Annotated in this window: 16 protein-coding genes; 7 read left to right on the top strand and 9 right to left on the bottom strand. The window is 53.8% G+C overall.

Annotated elements, in window-relative coordinates; all coding sequences use genetic code 11:
* Positions 1 to 876 carry a DMT family transporter gene (locus MWU63_RS12535; RefSeq protein WP_213890165.1) on the bottom strand — a complete coding sequence of 292 codons (876 nt, stop codon included), beginning with the start codon at positions 874 to 876 and terminating at the stop codon, positions 1 to 3.
* A 186-nt stretch (positions 877 to 1062) separates the two neighbouring features.
* Here MWU63_RS12535 and mutL point away from each other — a divergent pair, with 186 nt between their 5' ends.
* Together mutL and rmuC are read left to right on the top strand one after the other, a co-directional pair.
* Positions 1063 to 2910, top strand: coding sequence for a DNA mismatch repair endonuclease MutL (mutL, locus tag MWU63_RS12530; protein ID WP_213890164.1), 1848 nt, complete (start codon positions 1063 to 1065; stop codon positions 2908 to 2910).
* Positions 2907 to 4064, top strand: coding sequence for a DNA recombination protein RmuC (gene rmuC / locus MWU63_RS12525; protein ID WP_213890163.1), 1158 nt, complete (start codon positions 2907 to 2909; stop codon positions 4062 to 4064). The genes mutL and rmuC overlap by 4 nt, the downstream gene beginning before the upstream one ends.
* 36 nt (positions 4065 to 4100) lie before the next feature.
* Here rmuC and MWU63_RS12520 read toward each other — a convergent pair whose 3' ends face one another.
* The gene (locus tag MWU63_RS12520; protein ID WP_213890162.1) at positions 4101 to 4997 is read right to left on the bottom strand and encodes a LysR substrate-binding domain-containing protein; all 897 of its coding nucleotides are present in this window, start codon (positions 4995 to 4997) and stop codon (positions 4101 to 4103) included.
* Positions 4998 to 5126: 129 nt separating this feature from the next.
* On the opposite strand from MWU63_RS12520, the gene MWU63_RS12515 reads away from it, so the two are divergent.
* Positions 5127 to 5354, top strand: a complete 228-nt coding sequence (locus MWU63_RS12515) for a hypothetical protein (protein ID WP_213890161.1) — start codon at positions 5127 to 5129, stop codon at positions 5352 to 5354.
* Between the two features lie 123 nt (positions 5355 to 5477).
* On the opposite strand, the gene MWU63_RS12510 is transcribed toward MWU63_RS12515, so the two are convergent.
* Genes MWU63_RS12510 through MWU63_RS12500 form a run of 3 tightly spaced genes read right to left on the bottom strand, consistent with a single transcriptional unit; the run spans position 5478 to position 8401 of the window.
* Positions 5478 to 6626: a saccharopine dehydrogenase family protein gene (locus MWU63_RS12510; protein ID WP_213890160.1), complete on the bottom strand. Its 1149-nt coding sequence runs from the start codon at positions 6624 to 6626 to the stop codon at positions 5478 to 5480.
* Positions 6627 to 6633: 7 nt separating this feature from the next.
* Positions 6634 to 7689 (bottom strand): saccharopine dehydrogenase, encoded by a 1056-nt coding sequence (locus MWU63_RS12505; RefSeq protein ID WP_247078282.1) that lies wholly within the window; start codon positions 7687 to 7689, stop codon positions 6634 to 6636.
* A 52-nt stretch (positions 7690 to 7741) separates the two neighbouring features.
* The gene (locus MWU63_RS12500; RefSeq protein ID WP_213890159.1) at positions 7742 to 8401 is read right to left on the bottom strand and encodes a histidine phosphatase family protein; all 660 of its coding nucleotides are present in this window, start codon (positions 8399 to 8401) and stop codon (positions 7742 to 7744) included.
* Positions 8402 to 8586: 185 nt separating this feature from the next.
* Here MWU63_RS12500 and fdhF point away from each other — a divergent pair, with 185 nt between their 5' ends.
* From fdhF to MWU63_RS12485, 3 genes are all read left to right on the top strand, one after another.
* Complete coding sequence (fdhF, locus tag MWU63_RS12495; RefSeq protein WP_213890158.1) at positions 8587 to 11367, top strand: formate dehydrogenase subunit alpha; 2781 nt, start codon at positions 8587 to 8589, stop codon at positions 11365 to 11367.
* 3 nt (positions 11368 to 11370) lie between these two features.
* Positions 11371 to 12558: a hydantoinase/carbamoylase family amidase gene (locus tag MWU63_RS12490; protein WP_213890157.1), complete on the top strand. Its 1188-nt coding sequence runs from the start codon at positions 11371 to 11373 to the stop codon at positions 12556 to 12558.
* Positions 12559 to 12736: 178 nt separating this feature from the next.
* Complete coding sequence (locus MWU63_RS12485) at positions 12737 to 13648, top strand: homocysteine S-methyltransferase family protein (protein WP_247078094.1); 912 nt, start codon at positions 12737 to 12739, stop codon at positions 13646 to 13648.
* Positions 13649 to 13725: 77 nt separating this feature from the next.
* On the opposite strand, the gene MWU63_RS12480 is transcribed toward MWU63_RS12485, so the two are convergent.
* Together MWU63_RS12480 and MWU63_RS12475 are read right to left on the bottom strand one after the other, a co-directional pair.
* Positions 13726 to 13941 carry a WGR domain-containing protein gene (locus MWU63_RS12480; RefSeq protein WP_246531758.1) on the bottom strand — a complete coding sequence of 72 codons (216 nt, stop codon included), beginning with the start codon at positions 13939 to 13941 and terminating at the stop codon, positions 13726 to 13728.
* Between the two features lie 81 nt (positions 13942 to 14022).
* The gene (locus tag MWU63_RS12475; RefSeq protein WP_213890155.1) at positions 14023 to 14304 is read right to left on the bottom strand and encodes a DUF1330 domain-containing protein; all 282 of its coding nucleotides are present in this window, start codon (positions 14302 to 14304) and stop codon (positions 14023 to 14025) included.
* A gap of 94 nt (positions 14305 to 14398) precedes the next feature.
* Here MWU63_RS12475 and MWU63_RS12470 point away from each other — a divergent pair, with 94 nt between their 5' ends.
* A complete protein-coding gene (locus tag MWU63_RS12470) occupies positions 14399 to 15268 on the top strand; it encodes a LysR family transcriptional regulator (protein WP_213890154.1) in 870 nt (289 codons plus the stop codon).
* Here MWU63_RS12470 and MWU63_RS12465 read toward each other — a convergent pair.
* Positions 15265 to 15981, bottom strand: a complete 717-nt coding sequence (locus MWU63_RS12465) for a response regulator transcription factor (RefSeq protein WP_213890153.1) — start codon at positions 15979 to 15981, stop codon at positions 15265 to 15267. The two genes, MWU63_RS12470 and MWU63_RS12465, sit on opposite strands and share 4 nt — an antisense overlap.
* Positions 15978 to 17900: a PAS-domain containing protein gene (locus tag MWU63_RS12460; RefSeq protein ID WP_213890152.1), complete on the bottom strand. Its 1923-nt coding sequence runs from the start codon at positions 17898 to 17900 to the stop codon at positions 15978 to 15980. The genes MWU63_RS12465 and MWU63_RS12460 overlap by 4 nt, the downstream gene beginning before the upstream one ends.
* Positions 17901 to 18093 lie beyond the last annotated feature (193 nt).

Here is an 18093-nt window from a genome sequence, read left to right as displayed (position 1 = left end):
TTAGCGCGCCCGCGTTGCAATCAACACACCTGTCGCGGCGGCAGCCATGCCCACCCATGCAAGGGGTGGCATCACCTCGCCCAGCAATGCCCAGGCGATGAGTGCGGCCACCGGAGGCACCAAAAAGAACAGAGCTGAGACTTTGCTCACCTCGCCCGCGCGGATCATTGCAAGAAGTAAGCCCACGGAAATGAGAGAGTTGCCGATTACCAGATAAGCGAGCGCACCGAAAAATCCCGGTGTCCAGCTGATCTGCTGCGTTTCCAGCGCGAACATAAAAGGCAGAATGCCAAGCAAGCCCGCTGTGTAACCAATAAGGTTCGAAGTGATTGGATGGTGGGTCAAACCAAAGCGCTTTTCCCAGAGCGTTGCAAAGGTCATGCCCATCAATCCCAACACCGCGAAAACAATACCAAGTGCCGGTGGAGACTCGATTTCAGAGCGCGCGATTATAACAATTGCCGTACCCGCCAGGCCCAGTGCAAGCCCACCCCAGCGTTTCCAGCCAATACCTTCGCCGGTCCATCCTGGGGCAATCACGGCAACAAGAATGGGCTGCAGTGACATCAGCAAGGCGAGTGTTCCTGCTGCGACACCATAGAGTAATGCGATATAGGACATCCCGAAATAGACGGTTTGAATCATCACCCCAACAACAGCCAGATGGCCCCAGTCTGCCCGCTTCTTTGGTAACGGTGGACGGATGATTGCAAAAAGAACTGCCATGATTGCAACAACGCAGGCATAGCGAAGCGCCAGTAAAGTCATCGGCTCAGAATAGAGCAGCCCGATCTTTGCAACCGAATAGCCGCCTGACCATAGACACAAAAAGATCACCGGGGCTGCGATTAGCCACAAAGGACGATTGGTTGGCATGGGTTTTCCGAACCGGGAAATCCGGCAATTTGCGGCCGACTATAAGAGTTCGCGTAGCCTCGTCAATCAGGCTCGCCAATTCGTGGGACAACGGTCGTTTGAATACAGTAAAGAATTTTCCCATAGCTGCGTTCAGATCACTTCGGGAGTGGTCGAATCGGCGCAGGACATGCTATTTGTAGTGGTATGCCCGTAGAGACACACCAAATAAGCGAAAATCGACCCGTGATACGCCAACTTGATGAGGCTGCAATCAACCGGATTGCGGCAGGCGAAGTGGTGGAACGGCCCGCCTCTGCCGTGAAAGAACTGGTTGAGAATGCGATCGACGCAGGCGCACAGCGGATTGATATAGCCTATGGTGATGGTGGTAAAACACTGATCCGCGTTCGTGACGACGGTTGCGGGATGTGCGCTGAGGAACTGCCAATGGCACTGGCGCGGCATGCGACGTCAAAGATTGACGGGTCTGATCTGTTAAACATCCATACATTCGGGTTTCGCGGAGAGGCGCTCGCATCACTGGGCGCGGTCGGGCGGCTTTCACTAACGTCGCGCACTGCCGAAGGTGAAGGTGCCACGCTTTCCGTTGCGGGTGGTAGAATGGACGCCGTTAAACCAGCTGCGGCAAAACCCGGCACAGTTGTGGAATTGCGTGATCTGTTCTATGCCACACCGGCGCGGCTTAAATTCATGCGCACGGATAGGGCCGAAGCGCAGGCGATCACCGATGTAGTGAAGCGGCTTGCAATGGCGGAACCTTTCATAGGTTTCAGTCTGCGCGATGTTTCTGGCGGCGGGGAAGGGCGCGAAACATTTCGTGCAGACGCCGAAAGCGGCGATTTGTTTGACGCGCTGCATGGCCGTTTGCGCCGGATTCTCGGTTCAGAGTTTGCGGATAACGCGCTGAAGATCGAAGCGGAGCGTGAGGGGATTTTCCTGACAGGATACGCCGCCCTTCCCACATATTCGCGTGGGTCTTCGATCGCGCAATACCTGTTTGTGAATGGGCGACCTGTGAACGACAAGCTGCTTGTCGGGGCGCTGCGGGGCGCCTATTTTGACTTTCTGTCACGTGACAGGCATCCGGCAGCAGCGCTATTTCTAGAGGTCGAACCAAACCGTGTTGACGTGAATGTGCACCCGGCGAAATCACAGGTACGGTTTCGCGAACCGGGTGTTGCGCGTGGGCTGATCGTTTCTGCTCTTAGGCATGCGCTGGCAGAGGCGGGGCACAGGGCATCATCCACTGTTGCCGGGGCAACGTTAGGCGCAATGCGGCCGGAAACACCGGGTGGTCGGGTCTACCAGATGGACCGGCCAAGTTATGGAGCGACACAGGCAAGCTATGCCGCGCAGTCCCCTGCTTTTAATACGCCGGGGTTTGCAGAGGCGTCTGTTCCCTCTGCTCGCTTTGAAGACCCCACACCAAAAACAGATGAACATGCCACAGAGCTTCCTTTGGGTGCGGCGCGTGCGCAGGTGCATGAAAACTACATCATCGCGCAAACCGCAGATGGCATGGTTATTGTTGATCAGCATGCAGCGCATGAACGTCTGGTTTATGAAAAGCTGAAACGCCAGATGGCAGAGAACGGCGTTGCTGCGCAGGCATTACTGATACCGGAAATTGTAGATCTGTCAGAGGGCGACAGTGCCTTGCTGTTGGGGATGGCAGATGATCTTGCCCGCCTTGGGCTGGTGATTGAACCATTCGGTGGCAACGCAATCGCCGTTCGTGAAACCCCGGCTATTCTGGGTGCCGTGAACGCGCGCGGTATGATCATGGATATTCTCGATGAACTGGCGGACCTTGGCGATAGTCAAACCGTTAAGGCCCGGATTGAGGCGATCCTGAGCCGGGTGGCCTGTCATGGTTCGATCCGGTCTGGTCGGGTCATGCGCGCGGAAGAAATGAATGCGTTGCTACGCGAAATGGAGGCGACGCCACATTCCGGACAATGCAACCACGGTCGCCCAACCTATGTAGAACTCAAACTGGCCGATATTGAACGGCTGTTCGGACGCACATGATAGAGCTTGCAGGCCAGAACTATACTTGGAACGACCCGCTGGTGCTGATCGTCGGGGGGGTATTGCTGGCTTTTTTTATTCTGTTGATCATGGCGGTGCGCGCTTCTGGCCGGTCCGTACGGCTTGCAGAGCCTCTCGCGCAACAGATGGGCGCTTTGGGACAACGTGTTCAATTGCTTTCTGACGGGCAGCAGCAGCTTGCAGGGGGTTTGACCCATGTGTCAGAGGCGCAGGCAGCCTCGCAGGCCAATATGCTGCAACTGATGGAACAGCGACTTCAGGCGGTGACTTCGTCCATGAACGAGAACCTTCAGGGGACGTCGCGCCGAACAGCACAGTCGCTTGGCGAATTGCAGCAGCGCCTGATGACCATCGACAAGGCGCAAGCTAACATTGAAAAACTGTCGGGCGACGTGTTGAGCCTGCAGGATATTCTGTCAAACAAGCAGACGCGTGGGGCATTTGGTGAGATTCAGCTGAATGACATTGTTTCAAAGGCGCTGCCTAAAGACAGCTATTCAATGCAGGCGACGCTTTCGAACGGCAAACGTGCCGATTGTCTGATCCATTTGCCAAACCCGCCGGGGCCCATTGTTGTTGATAGCAAGTTCCCGCTTGAGGCTTACGAGGCGCTTCGGAACGCCAAGACCGATTGGGAGTTGAATGAGGCAGCGAAATTTCTTCGCGTTTCAGTTAAGGCGCATATCAAGGCGATCTCCGAGAAGTATATTCTGGAAGGGGAAACCGCGGACGGTGCCCTGATGTTTCTGCCGTCCGAGGCGGTTTACGCTGAACTGCATGCGAATTTTCCGGAACTTGTACGCGAAGGGTTTGCCGCGCGTGTCTGGATCGTGTCACCAACCACCTGCATGGCAACGCTGCACACCATGCGCGCCATTCTGAAAGACGCGCGGATGCGTGAACAGGCGGGGGCCATCCGCAAGACACTGCATCAGTTGCACCGCGATGTGGAAATTGTGGTTGAGCGTGTGGACAAGCTGAACACCCATTTTGGACAGGCTCGCGCAGACCTTGAAGGAATCAATACTGCGGCAGAGCGTGCAGGCAAACGCGCGGCACGGTTGGATAATTTCGACTTTGAAGAAATTGAGCAGGACGCGAAAGAGAATGTAGTTCCTCTATCAAAACTCTGAATGGCAGGTGGTTTGATAGCTAAAAAAGAAATTGGTTTACGCAGCCAGGTTCGCGATTTCGTTCTGCATCCAGTCTGCGAATTCTACGATCCTCTGATCAGGCCGCAAAGATTTTGGGAAGACAAGGTACATCCCACGCGACGTCGCAACGGTCAGAGGGTGCAGACGCACGAGTTGACCAGTTGCTTCGTCCGTTTGCGTGAGCTTTGAGTCGGCAATCGCGATTCCATTTCCTGAAAGCGCCAGATCAAGCATCCGCGCACGGTTTTTGTATTCCACTGTCGTTAAATCGGGGAGGTTTTTAATCCCTGCTGATTTAAACCAGTCAAACCAGTCATGCATTCTACCCTCGATATGGCCAAGGGTCATATCTGCAATCTCAGTGGGTCGCAGTGGAAGGCTCTTGTTGCCTATAAATGAGGGTGAACAGACGGGCCCAATTTGGTCGCCATGCAATAAAATTGCAGCCAGACCAGGCCATTTTCCGTCGCCGTATCGTAATCCGGCGTCAACATCCGTTTTTTGAAAATCAATAACGTCGTCTTCGAAACGTAACTGGATTCTTAAGCCAGGATTCTTGTCGTGAAACCGTTTCAAACGTGGAAGAACAAGACGATTGGAATAAAACGGCGCAGCAGAGATTACGATTGTCCCTTCCATTCGCTGGTTCAGAACTTCTGCTGTAGCGCCTTCTATTTCGTCGAGCGCACGCGTAAGTACGGGCGCGTATGCCTCTCCTGTTTCAGTGAGCTGAACTTCGCGTGTTAGCCGGTTAAAAAGCTGAACTTCAAGATAATCTTCCAGTGCTTTAATCTGATGGCTAACGGCCGCCTGCGAAACGCACAACTCGTTTGCCGCTTCTTTGAAGCTTACATGACGGGCTGCGGCCTCGAATGCGCGCAGTTGGTTCAGGTTGGGTAAGCGTCTGGCCATGTTTCACATACTTTAGAAAAACTAAACCATAGTGCAAAAATTGATCGTTTGTTGTCAAGGCGCGGGTTTCATTATGGTTCTTACAAGGTGCCGATAATCGCGAACTGACAAACAATAAAGGAGCTTACCATGCCACGGAACACACATACAAAGCCGCACTACACTGAACTCGATCTAATGCTTCTGCGTGCAGGAGTACGGAACACAAAAGACCACCCCTATTGGAGTTACAGACAGCCTAAAACCGTTCAGAACCTTCAGAATTTTGTGATCAGGTTATGTGGGAAAGCGGCAAACCTGCTACACACTTTGGCAAATAAAATCGACTTTGAAGTAAACGAAGCAGCGAAAGCTTAGCTAGAATACAAACAACAAAAAAAGGTGCCCCGATGAACTTGGTGGCACCTTTTTGTTTGCATGAAAGACATTCAGAATCTTAATCGACGTTTCACAAAACAAACCGCTGGAAATGCGAATAATTCAAAACGATTTGCAGTCATCAACCACCTGCAGATGTTGTGCAAGACGGTCAACTTCACCCATCCAGCGTGCAATCAGTTTGGGGTCTGAGGGTGCTGCATGCACACCTGCGGCGATTTCACGGTTCAGGACAGCCTCGACAGCCAACGAGACAGGAACGGACACAAGCCGCGCCATTGCTGTGCCGCGTTCGTCGCCCCAGGCGTCCATCACATATGTTTTGTGGTACACAGGAACACCCTCTTTTTCGGCTTTAAGTTCGACGCACATGATCACGCGGTCGGGTTCGCCCTCGTCATAGCTGTTCTCGTCCCAGAACTGATCCGACATTTCCTGAAGACGTGCGTCACCCGCAGGGCCGGAAAGCGTTTCAATTTCGGAAAAAACGTCTTTCCACGCCTCTGCCCAGCCGTTCAGCCGCAGGGTGCCACGAACGAACTCTTTAACACGCCAGTTTTTATCGAACTGGTAGTCAGCCATGAACGGGAGCGAATCCCGGTTCGGATAGACTTCAAAGGTTTCGGGCTGATCAAGCGGAGCGGTATAGCTGCTGATCGCATCCCAGGGGCGCGCAACATCAAGCGAAACATAGTCACGGATCGATTTTGACGGAGACCGCAGTGCCTTGAGCACGCCAACCGGTGACCAGCTAAACTTATAGCGAAAGGGGTTTGGTATTTTTGGCACCCCGCCACAGTAAGATTTGAAGGTGATGCCGTTTGTGGCGTTATAGGCACCTGAGGCACGATAATCAGCAACCAGCCAATGCGCCATCAAATGGTCAATGCCGGGGTCAAGGCCAACTTCGTTCACAAGGCAAACACCAGCATCTCGGGCAGTCGCATCCAAAGCTCTCATTTCGGGGGCGATATAGCTGGAACTGACAAAATGCGCGCCTTTGGAAATGCACAGCTCTGCCAAGGGTACATGCCAATCGCCCGGAAGCATTGAAACCGCGACATCGCCGGATTGCAGAACTGCTGCAAGATCATCAAGCGAGAATACATGAATGTCATCGGTCAGATCGCCAACGGCCTCTTGTGCCTTCCCGATAGTCCTGTTCCAGACAGTCACTTTGTGACCGGCTTCAATCAGGCGGCGGAGGCCGGGGATGGCCGAAAGGCCGGTGCCACACCAATGGATTGTCATATCTTCCTCACAGGGTTTTTGTGTGTTTATCAAATTCAGCTTTGGCTCTTCCCCAGACGCCAGACGTAAGATCGGGAAGAGTCATCAGCGACGCCAAAAGCTGACCCGCAAAATCCTCGGATGACTCGCGCGGCAACATTGACGGAAGGTTGTCGATCGCCATGACATCTAACGGGGGAGTGTCATACACGCGAACGGCAGGGGATTCCCAAGTCGTTGCACTTTCGTAAACCGGAACTGGGTTGTAATCGCTGTCCGGATCACATGCCACATCTCCGACAACCGTAAGAGTGCGCTGCGCTGTCAGGGCAGATTTTGGCACAAAGACAGGTGTTCCGGGCCGTGCAAAGATACAGTTGATGAAAAGATCGTGCTGCAGCACCTCGGGAAACGGTCCGCCAGAGGCGGTTTCGGCCATATCCCATTTCGTGACAGGAACCCCGAGGCTTTCGCAAAGGTCAGAAGCGCCGGCACCAACGCGGCCCAGTGCGCCAATGACCAAAGCTGTTGGGCGCTCATCCGAAAGCGCGTCGAGCTCTGTTCCCAGATCATCAAGCAAGTCATCCTTGCTGGCATAGACACCGACCGGCCCACAAATGCTACCGTGCTGTTGTGCAACCCAGCATTTCAGGCTTACAGCAGCACCTGCGAAACCAGCCCAGTACCCGAATGCGGCAACCCGGCGACCCGTTTCATCGACCAGATATTCAAGGTCGTAAAGCGTTCCGCCACCGGTTTTGAAGCGTTGTAACAGAGCCTTGCCAGAATGCTGACCCTTATATGCATGACCAAACATGATGTGGCGATGCGGAAGCGGTGTGCCGTCTTCTGGCAGTTCTTTAAGACCAAAAATAATTGCATCTGCAGGTGCGTCTGGCCAGCTGTTCTCAGGCGCAATTTCACACCCGGCTTCGCGGTAGCCAGCAAGCGGAATGGCACGGGCTGAACTTTCTTCGACAGTTACTTTCAAACCTGCGTCCAGCAATGCCTTTGCACCCTCGGGTGTAATTCCAACGCGTTCCTCGTTTTGCCGCTGTTCGGCCCGTACCCAAAGATGTGTCATCATGTTGCTTTCGTTAAATTTCGGACGAACAATAACCCTGTCCAGCGATGCCTTAAAGATGCGTTTGTGCAAACCTGCGTTCTGTATTTTCGAGATGCGGTACGCCGTTGAAATGGGTCAGGGCCATGGTGTCCCCCAACCGGTGAAGATGATGGACAGACGTATTCATGATTGCAAGGCAGGCGCGTGACATTGCCGGTGTACCAAGCCCCATTGTAAGCCGCAAAACCATGCTGATCAGCCCGGCTGACGTTACTGCAAGGGCTGGCCCTTTTCCTTGTGCAATTTCGTCAATCACACCAGAGACACGGTCTTCAAAAGCCTGGAAGCTTTCGGGTGGATTGTCGATGTCACCCGCCTGCCATAACGTGAAAAGCGCCGGCAGATGCGCGACAAATCCTTCACGGGAGTCTGGAATTGGTAAGCCATGTTGTGTCTTGATCAACTCTGCAAGTGTGAAATACTCGATCTCGTTAAGCCGTGAGTCCTGAATGATTTCTGCATGAAGGTCGGCCCCCATGGAAAGTGCAGTTTCGTTTTGGCGTATCAATGTTCCGCAATAGACGCGTTCGAATCGCGCGCCTGAAAGCGTCAGATGTTCACCCAGCCACTTTGCCTGTTGATGGCCGAGCGGGCTAAGCTGGTCATAACTCTCTTCGTCACGGGCGTTGGTCTGGGCTTGTCCATGACGAACAAAGGTGATCTGCGACATGGTTGTTTGCTCCTTTGCCCAGAGACTTATGTCAATGTTGCGGCAGGGGAAAGGACGTGCGTTGAAATGTCATTATTTTCCGTTAGGAACCTGCCTTGGCGCATTTGGTTACCTGCCTGTCGCGGATGAGGGCTTCGCCTTTCCTTTGCTATGCTTTAAATTGGGGCGATTAAGGGAGCCCGCCTATGACCGATAACATCCGATTCACCCTGGACGGCAAAGACGTTGAAGCCGAAAACGGCGAAACAATCTGGGAAGTTGCCAAGCGTGAAGGCACGCTTATTCCACATCTTTGTCACAAGGACGCTCCTGGATATCGGTCTGACGGCAACTGTCGTGCCTGCATGGTTGAAATTGACGGAGAGCGGGTTTTGGCCGCGTCCTGCATTCGCACACCAAGCGAAGGGATGAAGGTCACAACAGATTCGGCACGTGCAGATACCGCCCGCAAGTTGGTTATGGAGATGCTTGTTTCCGATCAGCCAGCGCAGGAAGTGGCCCACGATAAGTCATCCCACCTTTGGGATATGGCCGCGATGCAGGGTGTTGGCGAAAGCCGGTTTCCCAAACTGGAAGACGGGCGCATTCCGCTTTTGGATGACAGCCATGTCGCGATGAGCGTAAATCTAGACGCCTGCATTCAATGCGGTTTGTGCGTGCGGGCCTGTCGCGAAGTGCAGGTCAACGACGTGATCGGCATGGCCGGGCGCGGGCATGATGCCTACCCGACATTTGATATGGCAGACCCGATGGGCGCGTCAACCTGCGTGGCTTGCGGTGAATGTGTTCAGGCCTGTCCGACTGGCGCGTTGATGCCTGCGACTGTGACGGATGAGAACCAGGTTGGGGACAGTCGTGATTTTGACAATGAAGTCGAAAGCATCTGCCCGTTTTGCGGCGTCGGCTGTCAGGTTTCGCTAAAGATTAAAGACGGCAAAGTGAAATATGTAGACGGTATCAACGGCCCGGCAAACGAAGGGCGGCTCTGCGTTAAGGGGCGGTTTGGTTTTGACTACATCCACCACCCGCACCGGATAACGAAGCCTCTGATCCGCCGCGAAGATGCACAGGCAAAAGGTCTGAATGTTGATCCGGCCAATCCGCTGACCCATTTTCGAGAAGCAACCTGGGAAGAGGCACTTGATGTTGCTGCAGGAGGTCTTGCCAAACTGCGCGACACGCAGGGCGGAAAATCGATTGCCGGGTTTGGCAGCGCGAAATGCACTAATGAAGAAGCCTACCTTTTTCAGAAACTGATCCGTCAGGGATTTGGCCATAACAACGTTGATCACTGTACACGACTTTGCCATGCATCTTCGGTTGCGGCATTGATAGAAAATGTTGGTTCAGGCGCGGTTACCGCAACCTTTAATGAAATCGAAAATTCGGATGTCGCGATTGTTATAGGCTGTAATCCGATAGAGAATCACCCGGTTGCGGCGACCTTTTTTAAGCAATTTACGAAACGTGGCGGCAAGCTAATCGTGATGGACCCGCGCGGCGTTGGCTTGCGCCGTTTTGCAACACATATGCTGCAATTCCGGCCCGGTGCTGACGTTTCAATGCTGAACGCGATCATGAATGTGATTGTCGAAGAAGAGCTGTACGACAAACAATATATCGATGCCTACACAGAGAACTGGGAAGCTGAAAAAGAGCATCTCAAAGGCTTCTCGCCCGAAGCGATGAGTGAGATTTGCGGTATCGAACCTGAAGTTTTGCGTGACGTGGCTCGCCTCTTTGCAGGCGCTAACGCAGCCATGATTTTCTGGGGCATGGGCATATCGCAACATATCCACGGAACTGACAATTCGCGCTGTCTGATCAGTCTTGCTCTGATGTCTGGCCAGATTGGCCGACCGGGTGCAGGTTTGCACCCGTTGCGCGGACAAAATAACGTGCAGGGCGCGTCTGACGCCGGGCTCATTCCGATGTTCCTGCCGGACTATCAGACGGTCACGGACGATGGTGTTCGTTCTGCCTTTACCGAGGTCTGGAAATCAGGTGATTTCAGCGCTGAAAAAGGCCTGACCGTAACCGAGATTGTGGATGATATTCACGCCGGAAACACGCGCGGCATGTACATTCTGGGGGAAAACCCGGCGATGTCCGACCCGGATGTCGAACACGCACGCGATGCATTTGCAAAGTTAGAGCATCTTGTTGTGCAGGATATTTTTGTCACCGAAACGGCGTGCTTTGCAGATGTCATCCTGCCAGCTTCGGCATTTTATGAAAAATCAGGCACTGTGACGAACACCAACCGTCAGGTGCAGATGGGCCGCCCTGCAGTGACACCCCCGGGTGAAGCAAAGCAGGATTGGTGGATCGAGGTAGAGCTTGCAAAACGGCTTGGGCTGGATTGGGGCTATACCGACCCATCCGAAGTCTTTGCTGAAATGAAGCTGAATATGAAAAGCCTTGATAACATAACCTGGGATCGTCTGGTGAACGAAGGCGCGGTGACTTATCCGTCGCTCAGCCCAACTGACCCCGGTCAGGCGATTGTGTTCGGAGACGGATTCCCACGGCCTGACGGTCGTGCCAAATTCACGCCTGCAAGTGTTATCGCGCCTGATGAAGCGCCGGATGCAGACTATCCGATGATCCTGACCACCGGACGCCAGCTTGAACATTGGCACACTGGCTCTATGACACGTCGATCAAAGGTTCTGGACGCGGTTGAGCCTGAGGCGAACTGTTCCCTTCATCCCAAAACCTTGCGTACAATGGGCGTTGAACCGGGTGACATGATCCGACTGACAACCCGACGTGGGTCAATCGAGATCATGGCGCGTGCTGACCGCGCAATTGCCGAAGATATGGTCTTCCTGCCATTTGCTTTTGTAGAGGCAGCGGCGAACATTCTGACCAACCCCGCGGTCGATCCCTACGGCAAGATCCCAGAATTTAAATTCTCGGCCGTTAGGGTAGAAAAGCAGGATAGCGCGATAGCGGCCGAATAAATCATGTCAGTTGGTGCGGATCGTTTTCTGAAAGATCTTCATCAACTGCGCACGTTTGGTGCGACGGGAACTGGTATTGTACGACGTGCATTTTCGGATATGGATATCGCGGCGCGGCTGTGGCTGGCGGCTGAAATGCAGGAGGCCGGATTAACACCGCAGTTTGACCCGGTCGGCAATTTGTTTGGTCTGCATCCTGCCGAAAAAAGCCTGCTCATTGGCTCTCATTCCGACACGCAACCCGAAGGTGGGTGGCTTGACGGCGCGTTGGGCGTTTTGATGGGGCTCGCGATTGCGCGCGCGTCTGTTCAGGCAGGTGGCCCGCCAGTTTCAGTTGTATCCTTTCAGGATGAAGAGGGGCGGTTTGGCGGGCTCACCGGAAGCCGTGTTTGGGCTGGCGACATTTCGTTGTCGGAGGTAGATGATCTATGTGATTTCGATGGCATCAGTTTCGCGGACGCACGTTCAAAGATGAAAGAACTGGCCGGTGATTTTGTTAATCCAGCACAGTTCACGGGTTACATTGAACCCCATATCGAACAGGGCCCTGTTCTGGACACCTCTGGTGAGAAGGTTGGCGTTGTAACCGAGATTGTCGGTACACGCGAATTGCTCGTGACACTTAAAGGTCAGCAAAATCACGCGGGAACAACACCCATGCCGATGCGCCGCGATGCGTTTCAAGCCCTTGCTGAGTTTTCGCATGAATTGAACGGGCGCTTCCAGAATGTTGTTGCATCGCAAACCGTCTGGACGATTGGGCATGTCGAGGTGCATCCAAACGCCGCGTCGATTGTTCCGGGACAGGTCAGGTTCTCGGCCCAATGGCGCGATGGTGACGCGGGCAGGTTAGCGTGCATGGAGGATATCGTGCGTGAAACGCTGGCAGATGTTTGTGCCACGCACGGTATCGGCGCCCGTCTTTCAGAGTCGCAACAAATATTACCGGTCAAAATGGATACAGGTTTGCGCGAAAAGTTAGAAATTGCCGCCGAGCAATCGGTGCCGGGGAGCTGGCGAAAGATGCCATCAGGCGCGTTGCATGACGCCTCCTACGTTGCACGCTTGATGCCCACCGCAATGATGTTTGTTCCGTCCATTGGTGGTATCAGCCATAGTTTTGAGGAAGACACGGCAGAAGATGATCTTGTGATAGGGCTCAATGTTTTGGCCCGCGCAGCGTTTGGCTAGCGAAGCAAACCGCACGTGATTGGAAGAGTTGCAATCGGGCTGTAATTCCAACCATTGCGAAGGCCTGCTTTGCGGGACGAAGCGGACGCTGAATCTCTCTGCCTAGCTACGGTTCACGGAAGGCCAAAGCCCCGCTATAGTTACGTGTGAACATCGAAAGTCAAAGGTGCGTATTGGTATGGCACGGCAGCTCCCGCACGAGAGTCAAAAGAAGTACCTTGTTTATGCCGGTACCGGAACAGACCTCATTTTCAACCACGGCATTGAGCTGCCGGGGTTTGCGTCATTTCCGCTGCTTGAAAAGCCTGAATCCCGGGCAATCTTAGCCAACCAGATGAAAGCAATTGTAGACCTTGCCGGAGAGATGAAGGTGGGGTGTATTCTTGATGCTCCGACATGGATGGCGAATGTCGATCGAGCTGCGCCGTTGGGCTACGGGGCCGGGCAGCTTGTTGATGTTAACAGAGACGGTGTCGCGCTAATGGAAGAAGTGCGCCAAGCTGCTGGCCGCGATGATGTATTGGTCTCGGCCTGCATTGGTCCGCGCTATGACCCTTATGCTGACATACCACCCTTGTCTGTCGAAGACGCACGTCAATACCACAGCGCTCAAATGAGCAGTCTGAAAGATACAAGCGTCGACCTTGTCACCGCCTATACATTCAACCGTCCGAGCGAGGCCGCAGGCTGTATCCTGGCTGCCCGAAATGTCGATCTGCCAATCATCATGTCACTGGTGGTCGAGACTGACGGGTGTTTGGCAGATGGCACAAAACTTGTCGAAGCGATTGATTGGATCGACGCCGCAACCAATGCGGCTGCATCGTTTTTCATGGTCAACTGTGCTCATCCAACCCACTTCTCCAGAGCGCTAAAAAACCATCCTCGATTGAAAGGAATTGTGGCGAACGCTTCGATTTGCTCACATGCAGAACTTGATGAGGCAGACGAATTGGACGAAGGCGATCCTCGCCAGCTCGGCAAGCAGATCGCCGAGATAGCGCGGGACAATCCATCGATAATAGTGTTTGGGGGATGCTGTGGTACCGATATGCGCCACCTGAAATCGATGGCGCGTGAATTGAGTTAGCCAACCTGTTTCTGTTTAAGCTTTGGGCTCAGAACAGCCATCGGGCGTTTTCAGTTAGATTAAGCCGTGACTCTAGATCACGCCCGCTGATAGCCGCGTCGCAACATTCGCTCTCGTGCCCTGTCGGCAGCAAGCGAAGCTGCGCGTAAATCACCAAACAACGCGATGCGTTGCTGGCCTGAACAACCACGACCACCCCAATCAAACACCACAGACCATTCCCCAAAAAGATTCAGAGATATTTCAATGCGATAATATGTGGGCAACCCTTTGGCAGAAGCGCCTTTTGTCATGAAGCAGACAGCCATGAGAGGAGTCTAAAAGGCGAAGATTCAGGCCGCAAGCGCTTTCCGAAATCTTCGCCGATTTTCCGCTTACCCGACCAGAACGATTGCGCTGCTTCCCGCACCGCGACGCAAAGCATGAGTATCGGCTAGTTCCGGGTCGTTGATCCACGCGAGGGCGGAATCGCGATCTGGAAAGCTAAGCACGGCGGCCATGTCTGGTGCCGGGATGTCGCCCTCAAGTACGGCGGGGGACGGTGCTGCGCTTAAAACTGCGCCGCCGTGTTTGGCCAGCGCATCGCCAGCTTTTTCACGGTAGGCGGAAAGGCTGTCCTTGTTAGTAATAGAAATGTGAACGGTTGCATAAATCATGGTCAGTCTCCTGTGATGAGTTTTTGATTTAGTTGGGTCGCAGGCATGCGAAAACCAGATGCTTTTGCAGACATAGTATGCAAAAATGCATGTCATGAGAGAGAATTGGGATGATCTTCGCGCCGTTCTTTTTATGGTGCGGCACGGCTCGCTGGCCGCGGCGGCAACAGCTTTGGATGTGAACTACACGACCGTCGCGCGCCGTATCGCGCAGGCGGAAGAAAGCTATGGTGTTCTTCTGTTTGAAAGACTGCCCCAGGGCTACGTTGCAACAGACGCCGGATTGCTCGCTGCTTGCGAAGCTGAAAAGATGGAAGATGCAGAGACAGGATTTCGTCGTGCGCTGGCAAAGGCTGATACAAGACTGAGTGGCCCTTTTTCGATCACGGCGCCTCAACTGTTGATTGCCGCACACCTGTGTCACGTCATCGAAGAGTTTCTTGGAAAGCATCCGGAGGTCGAGCTTACAGTTCGTGCAAGCAACGCGTTGCTGAACCTCAACCGCCGGGAAGCTGACCTCGCGATACGAATTAGCGAGAGCCCGGGCGATACGCTCGTCGGTCGGCGGTTGACGGGACAGCAGACCGCATCCTTTGCGTCCGCCGAAGTGGCGACGCGAATAGAAACCGCGCCAGAGGCGACGATAGATTGGATTGGTTTTACCTATTGGACCAAACCGCCAAAGGCATCTTTGGAGAACTATCCGAACGCACGGATCAAGATGCAGTTTGATGACATGAGCGCCGTGTTGGGTGCGACACAGGCCGGATTGGGCGTTGCGCGGATGCCGATGTTTCTTGGGCGGTCAGCCGGGTTGACGCAAGTGCCTGTTTTGCCCCCGCAGCCGTACACTGACATCTGGGCCGTAGCACATCGAGATATCTGGGCATCGGCTAAAGTCACGGCATTCAAAGAGTGTCTTTTACCTTACTTCAAGGCGCACGCGGCGGAATTTATGGCCTAGACTGAAGCCCAGTTCACATCACCCAGAAAAATGTATCCTGCACCGTAAATGGTCTTTATCAGACGCGGATTTTTGGGGTCTTCACCCAGCTTCGTGCGCAAGCGCGAGATGCGAACATCCATGGCCCGGTCAAAGCTTTCACTGGCAACGCCGCCCAGTGTTTCCTGCATCTGTGCACGGGAAATCAGACGTTTGGGGCTGTCCAGAAACAGGCGTAAAACTTCACCTTCCGCGTGGCTGAAAGGTGTTTCTTCTCCCGCTGCATTCAACAATACATAGCGGTCAAAATGTGCTTCCCATCCCTCGAAATGTGCAATTGAACGGGTTGTTGTTGTTTCTTTCCCACTGCGCAGCCGCGCACGGACACGGGCGACAACTTCGGCCGGATCGAACGGTTTGATGATGTAATCATCCGCCCCAAGTTCGAGCCCTGTCACCCGGTCTTGTACCTGTGCACGTCCGGATATGATAATTATGGCGGCTCCACTTTCCAACGCCAGCCGGTGGACCAGCGCAAGCCCGTCGCGGTCAGGCAATCCGAGATCGACAAGACAGACGTCAGGCGCGGTCGATTTCAGCGCGGCCTCAAACTCTGTCGCGCGGCCAAAGCTCGTTGTGCGAAATCCGGCTTCTTCAAGCGCGTCTGACAACATCCGCCGGATTTCCGGCTCGTCATCCAGAATTGCAATGAGCGGTGCGTTTGCTTTTGTCATTGTACGGGCTCCGTCGTCAGGAATGCGGCAAGTTCGCTGGTCGTAAATGGCTTGCCGATCAATGGGAATCGCGACGCTGCAGCAACGCGCACCGGGTCTGTTGGCGGCAGAGAGGTCATCAGATGTGCAGGGGCCTTCACCCCCTTTTCTGCCAGGCGCTGCAACATCTCGTCACCACTTCGGCCACCTGCAAGCAGGACATCTGAAAGGATAATGTCGATACCGGAAACTTCTGCCAGTTCTTCGCCCTCTTCTGCGGTTTCTGCTTCGATAACACTATGGCCCATATCAACGAGCATTTCGCGCACCGAGGTGCGGATGTCCGGAGAATCTTCGACCAGAAGGACGAGCCGGCTTGGCATGTTTCCGCGGGTTGGGCGCAGCGGAAGGCGCAGCGTTACGCGCGCACCAATTTCAGTGTTCATAAGTTTGACATGGCCACCGGCCGATTTAGTCATGTCATAAACCATTGAGAGGCCAAGTCCTGAGCCTTCAATACCTTTGGAGGTGAAAAACGGGTCCAATGCGTGCAACAGTGCTTTTTCACTGAACCCCGGGCCGGTGTCGCTGACGCTGATTTCAAGCCAGGTGTCGCGTACAGGATGCGCGAAGAGTGTGATTTTTCCGGTTTGCTCACCTATCGCATCCTTGGCGTTTAACAGCAGGTTAAGCAGGGAATCCTGCAGAAACCCCGGATCGAGAAGCAGGGGAGCCGTAAAGCCAAGATGCTGGATATCGAGTATGATGTTGTCTGGCAAAGTCGGACGGGCAAGCATCGTGAGATCAGCCAGAAACTCTGGAATATGAGTGGCAGTCGGGCGTGCTTCGCGATGCCCGGACATTTGTGCGATACGGTCAAGAAGGTTGCCGCCACGACGTGCTGCGGATTGCGTGGCGTTAATGAGGTCCATTGCGTCCGACGGCAAGTTCATTCGCGAAAGCCGCGATTGCATCCCAAGAATGATCGTCAACAAATTAGCAAAGTCATGTGCGAGACCCGACGTAAGTTGGGCTGCCAACTCTCTTTTGCTGGTCTGAGACAATGCCGCGCGTGTTTGGGTTTCTTCCGTAACATCCATGGAAAGTACGTAAACACCATTAATCGGTCCTTCCCGGCGATCAGGTGTAAAGGCCACGCGGATACGTCTGCTTGAATCTTGGTGGGTGAATTCAAAAACGCTCGGCTCACCTTTGAAAGCCTGTTCGAGATATGATGAGCAATACTCAAAAGCGTTTTTACCAAGCGCCTCGCTGATATGCAGATCAATAATGTTAGACGGACATCCCGGCATGACCGCGCTTAGCTGGCGGTTGGAAAACGTGTAGTGTCCCTCAAGGTCCAGATGCGCAATATGGGCGGGCATCATTTCAGTGGTCATCCGCGTGCGGGCTTCCATTTCAGTGAGCTGGCGTTTCGTTTCTTCCAACGCTGTGATTGTAGCAGCCAGTTGACGGTTAGATTGGGACAATCTTTCGGCGTGCAAAAACACCTGATCTGAAAGCTCTTCGGAACGAGACCTTAGCAATTCTTCCTGTTGTTGAATCGCGGTGATGTCTGTGTAAACGGCAACCCAGCCGCCCTGGGGCAGCGGATTTCCTTCAACTGAAATAGTTTGCCCGTTTGCGCGTGTACGCTCAAGATAATGTGGCTCAAACGCCTTCGCCTGATCAACGCGGGCCTGAATAAATTCGTCAGGGTCAGTGATTTCGCCGTATTCGCCGCGCTCTACCAGAAATCGAATGGTATCGGCGAATGTGGCACCGGGTGTTACAAGCGCGTTTGGCAGGTCAAAGATTTCCTGAAAGCGCTGGTTGGATACCGCAAGACACAGATCGCTGTCATAAATAGACAAAGCCTGTTGAATCAGGTTGAGCCCGGCCTGCGTCAGTGAAGATGTTTGGGCCCTGTTTTTCGCCATTCCGGTATCCTTTCATTCCTTCGCTAACACCGAAAAGGGGCGTGAGGAAAGAGCCAGCACCCTGTTGTTACAATTCGAAAGGTTTGTGACAAAGTCAGGAAAACTTTGACCCGGCATAAAAACAGGCGAAGCTAGGGGCGCAAAGAATCGCCCCATGGCGAGATTGGCGTGTTAAACGTCAGGGAGGAACAGA

Source organism: Pseudohalocynthiibacter sp. F2068, from assembly GCF_023015645.1.
Lineage (GTDB): Bacteria > Pseudomonadota > Alphaproteobacteria > Rhodobacterales > Rhodobacteraceae > Pseudohalocynthiibacter > Pseudohalocynthiibacter aestuariivivens.
The sequence above is the reverse complement of the archived record's forward strand: the minus strand, read 5'-3'. Positions and strand labels throughout refer to the sequence as shown.

What these genes read in the sequence shown, in the direction of transcription:
- MWU63_RS12535 (WP_213890165.1), bottom strand. Translation starts at nt 876, where the DNA reads ATGCCAACCAATCGTCCTTTGTGGCTAATCGCAGCCCCGGTGATCTTT.
- mutL (WP_213890164.1), top strand. Translation starts at nt 1,063, where the DNA reads ATGCCCGTAGAGACACACCAAATAAGCGAAAATCGACCCGTGATACGC.
- rmuC (WP_213890163.1), top strand. Translation starts at nt 2,907, where the DNA reads ATGATAGAGCTTGCAGGCCAGAACTATACTTGGAACGACCCGCTGGTG.
- MWU63_RS12520 (WP_213890162.1), bottom strand. Translation starts at nt 4,997, where the DNA reads ATGGCCAGACGCTTACCCAACCTGAACCAACTGCGCGCATTCGAGGCC.
- MWU63_RS12515 (WP_213890161.1), top strand. Translation starts at nt 5,127, where the DNA reads ATGCCACGGAACACACATACAAAGCCGCACTACACTGAACTCGATCTA.
- MWU63_RS12510 (WP_213890160.1), bottom strand. Translation starts at nt 6,626, where the DNA reads ATGACAATCCATTGGTGTGGCACCGGCCTTTCGGCCATCCCCGGCCTC.
- MWU63_RS12505 (WP_247078282.1), bottom strand. Translation starts at nt 7,689, where the DNA reads ATGACACATCTTTGGGTACGGGCCGAACAGCGGCAAAACGAGGAACGC.
- MWU63_RS12500 (WP_213890159.1), bottom strand. Translation starts at nt 8,401, where the DNA reads ATGTCGCAGATCACCTTTGTTCGTCATGGACAAGCCCAGACCAACGCC.
- fdhF (WP_213890158.1), top strand. Translation starts at nt 8,587, where the DNA reads ATGACCGATAACATCCGATTCACCCTGGACGGCAAAGACGTTGAAGCC.
- MWU63_RS12490 (WP_213890157.1), top strand. Translation starts at nt 11,371, where the DNA reads ATGTCAGTTGGTGCGGATCGTTTTCTGAAAGATCTTCATCAACTGCGC.
- MWU63_RS12485 (WP_247078094.1), top strand. Translation starts at nt 12,737, where the DNA reads ATGGCACGGCAGCTCCCGCACGAGAGTCAAAAGAAGTACCTTGTTTAT.
- MWU63_RS12480 (WP_246531758.1), bottom strand. Translation starts at nt 13,941, where the DNA reads ATGACAAAAGGCGCTTCTGCCAAAGGGTTGCCCACATATTATCGCATT.
- MWU63_RS12475 (WP_213890155.1), bottom strand. Translation starts at nt 14,304, where the DNA reads ATGATTTATGCAACCGTTCACATTTCTATTACTAACAAGGACAGCCTT.
- MWU63_RS12470 (WP_213890154.1), top strand. Translation starts at nt 14,399, where the DNA reads ATGAGAGAGAATTGGGATGATCTTCGCGCCGTTCTTTTTATGGTGCGG.
- MWU63_RS12465 (WP_213890153.1), bottom strand. Translation starts at nt 15,981, where the DNA reads ATGACAAAAGCAAACGCACCGCTCATTGCAATTCTGGATGACGAGCCG.
- MWU63_RS12460 (WP_213890152.1), bottom strand. Translation starts at nt 17,900, where the DNA reads ATGGCGAAAAACAGGGCCCAAACATCTTCACTGACGCAGGCCGGGCTC.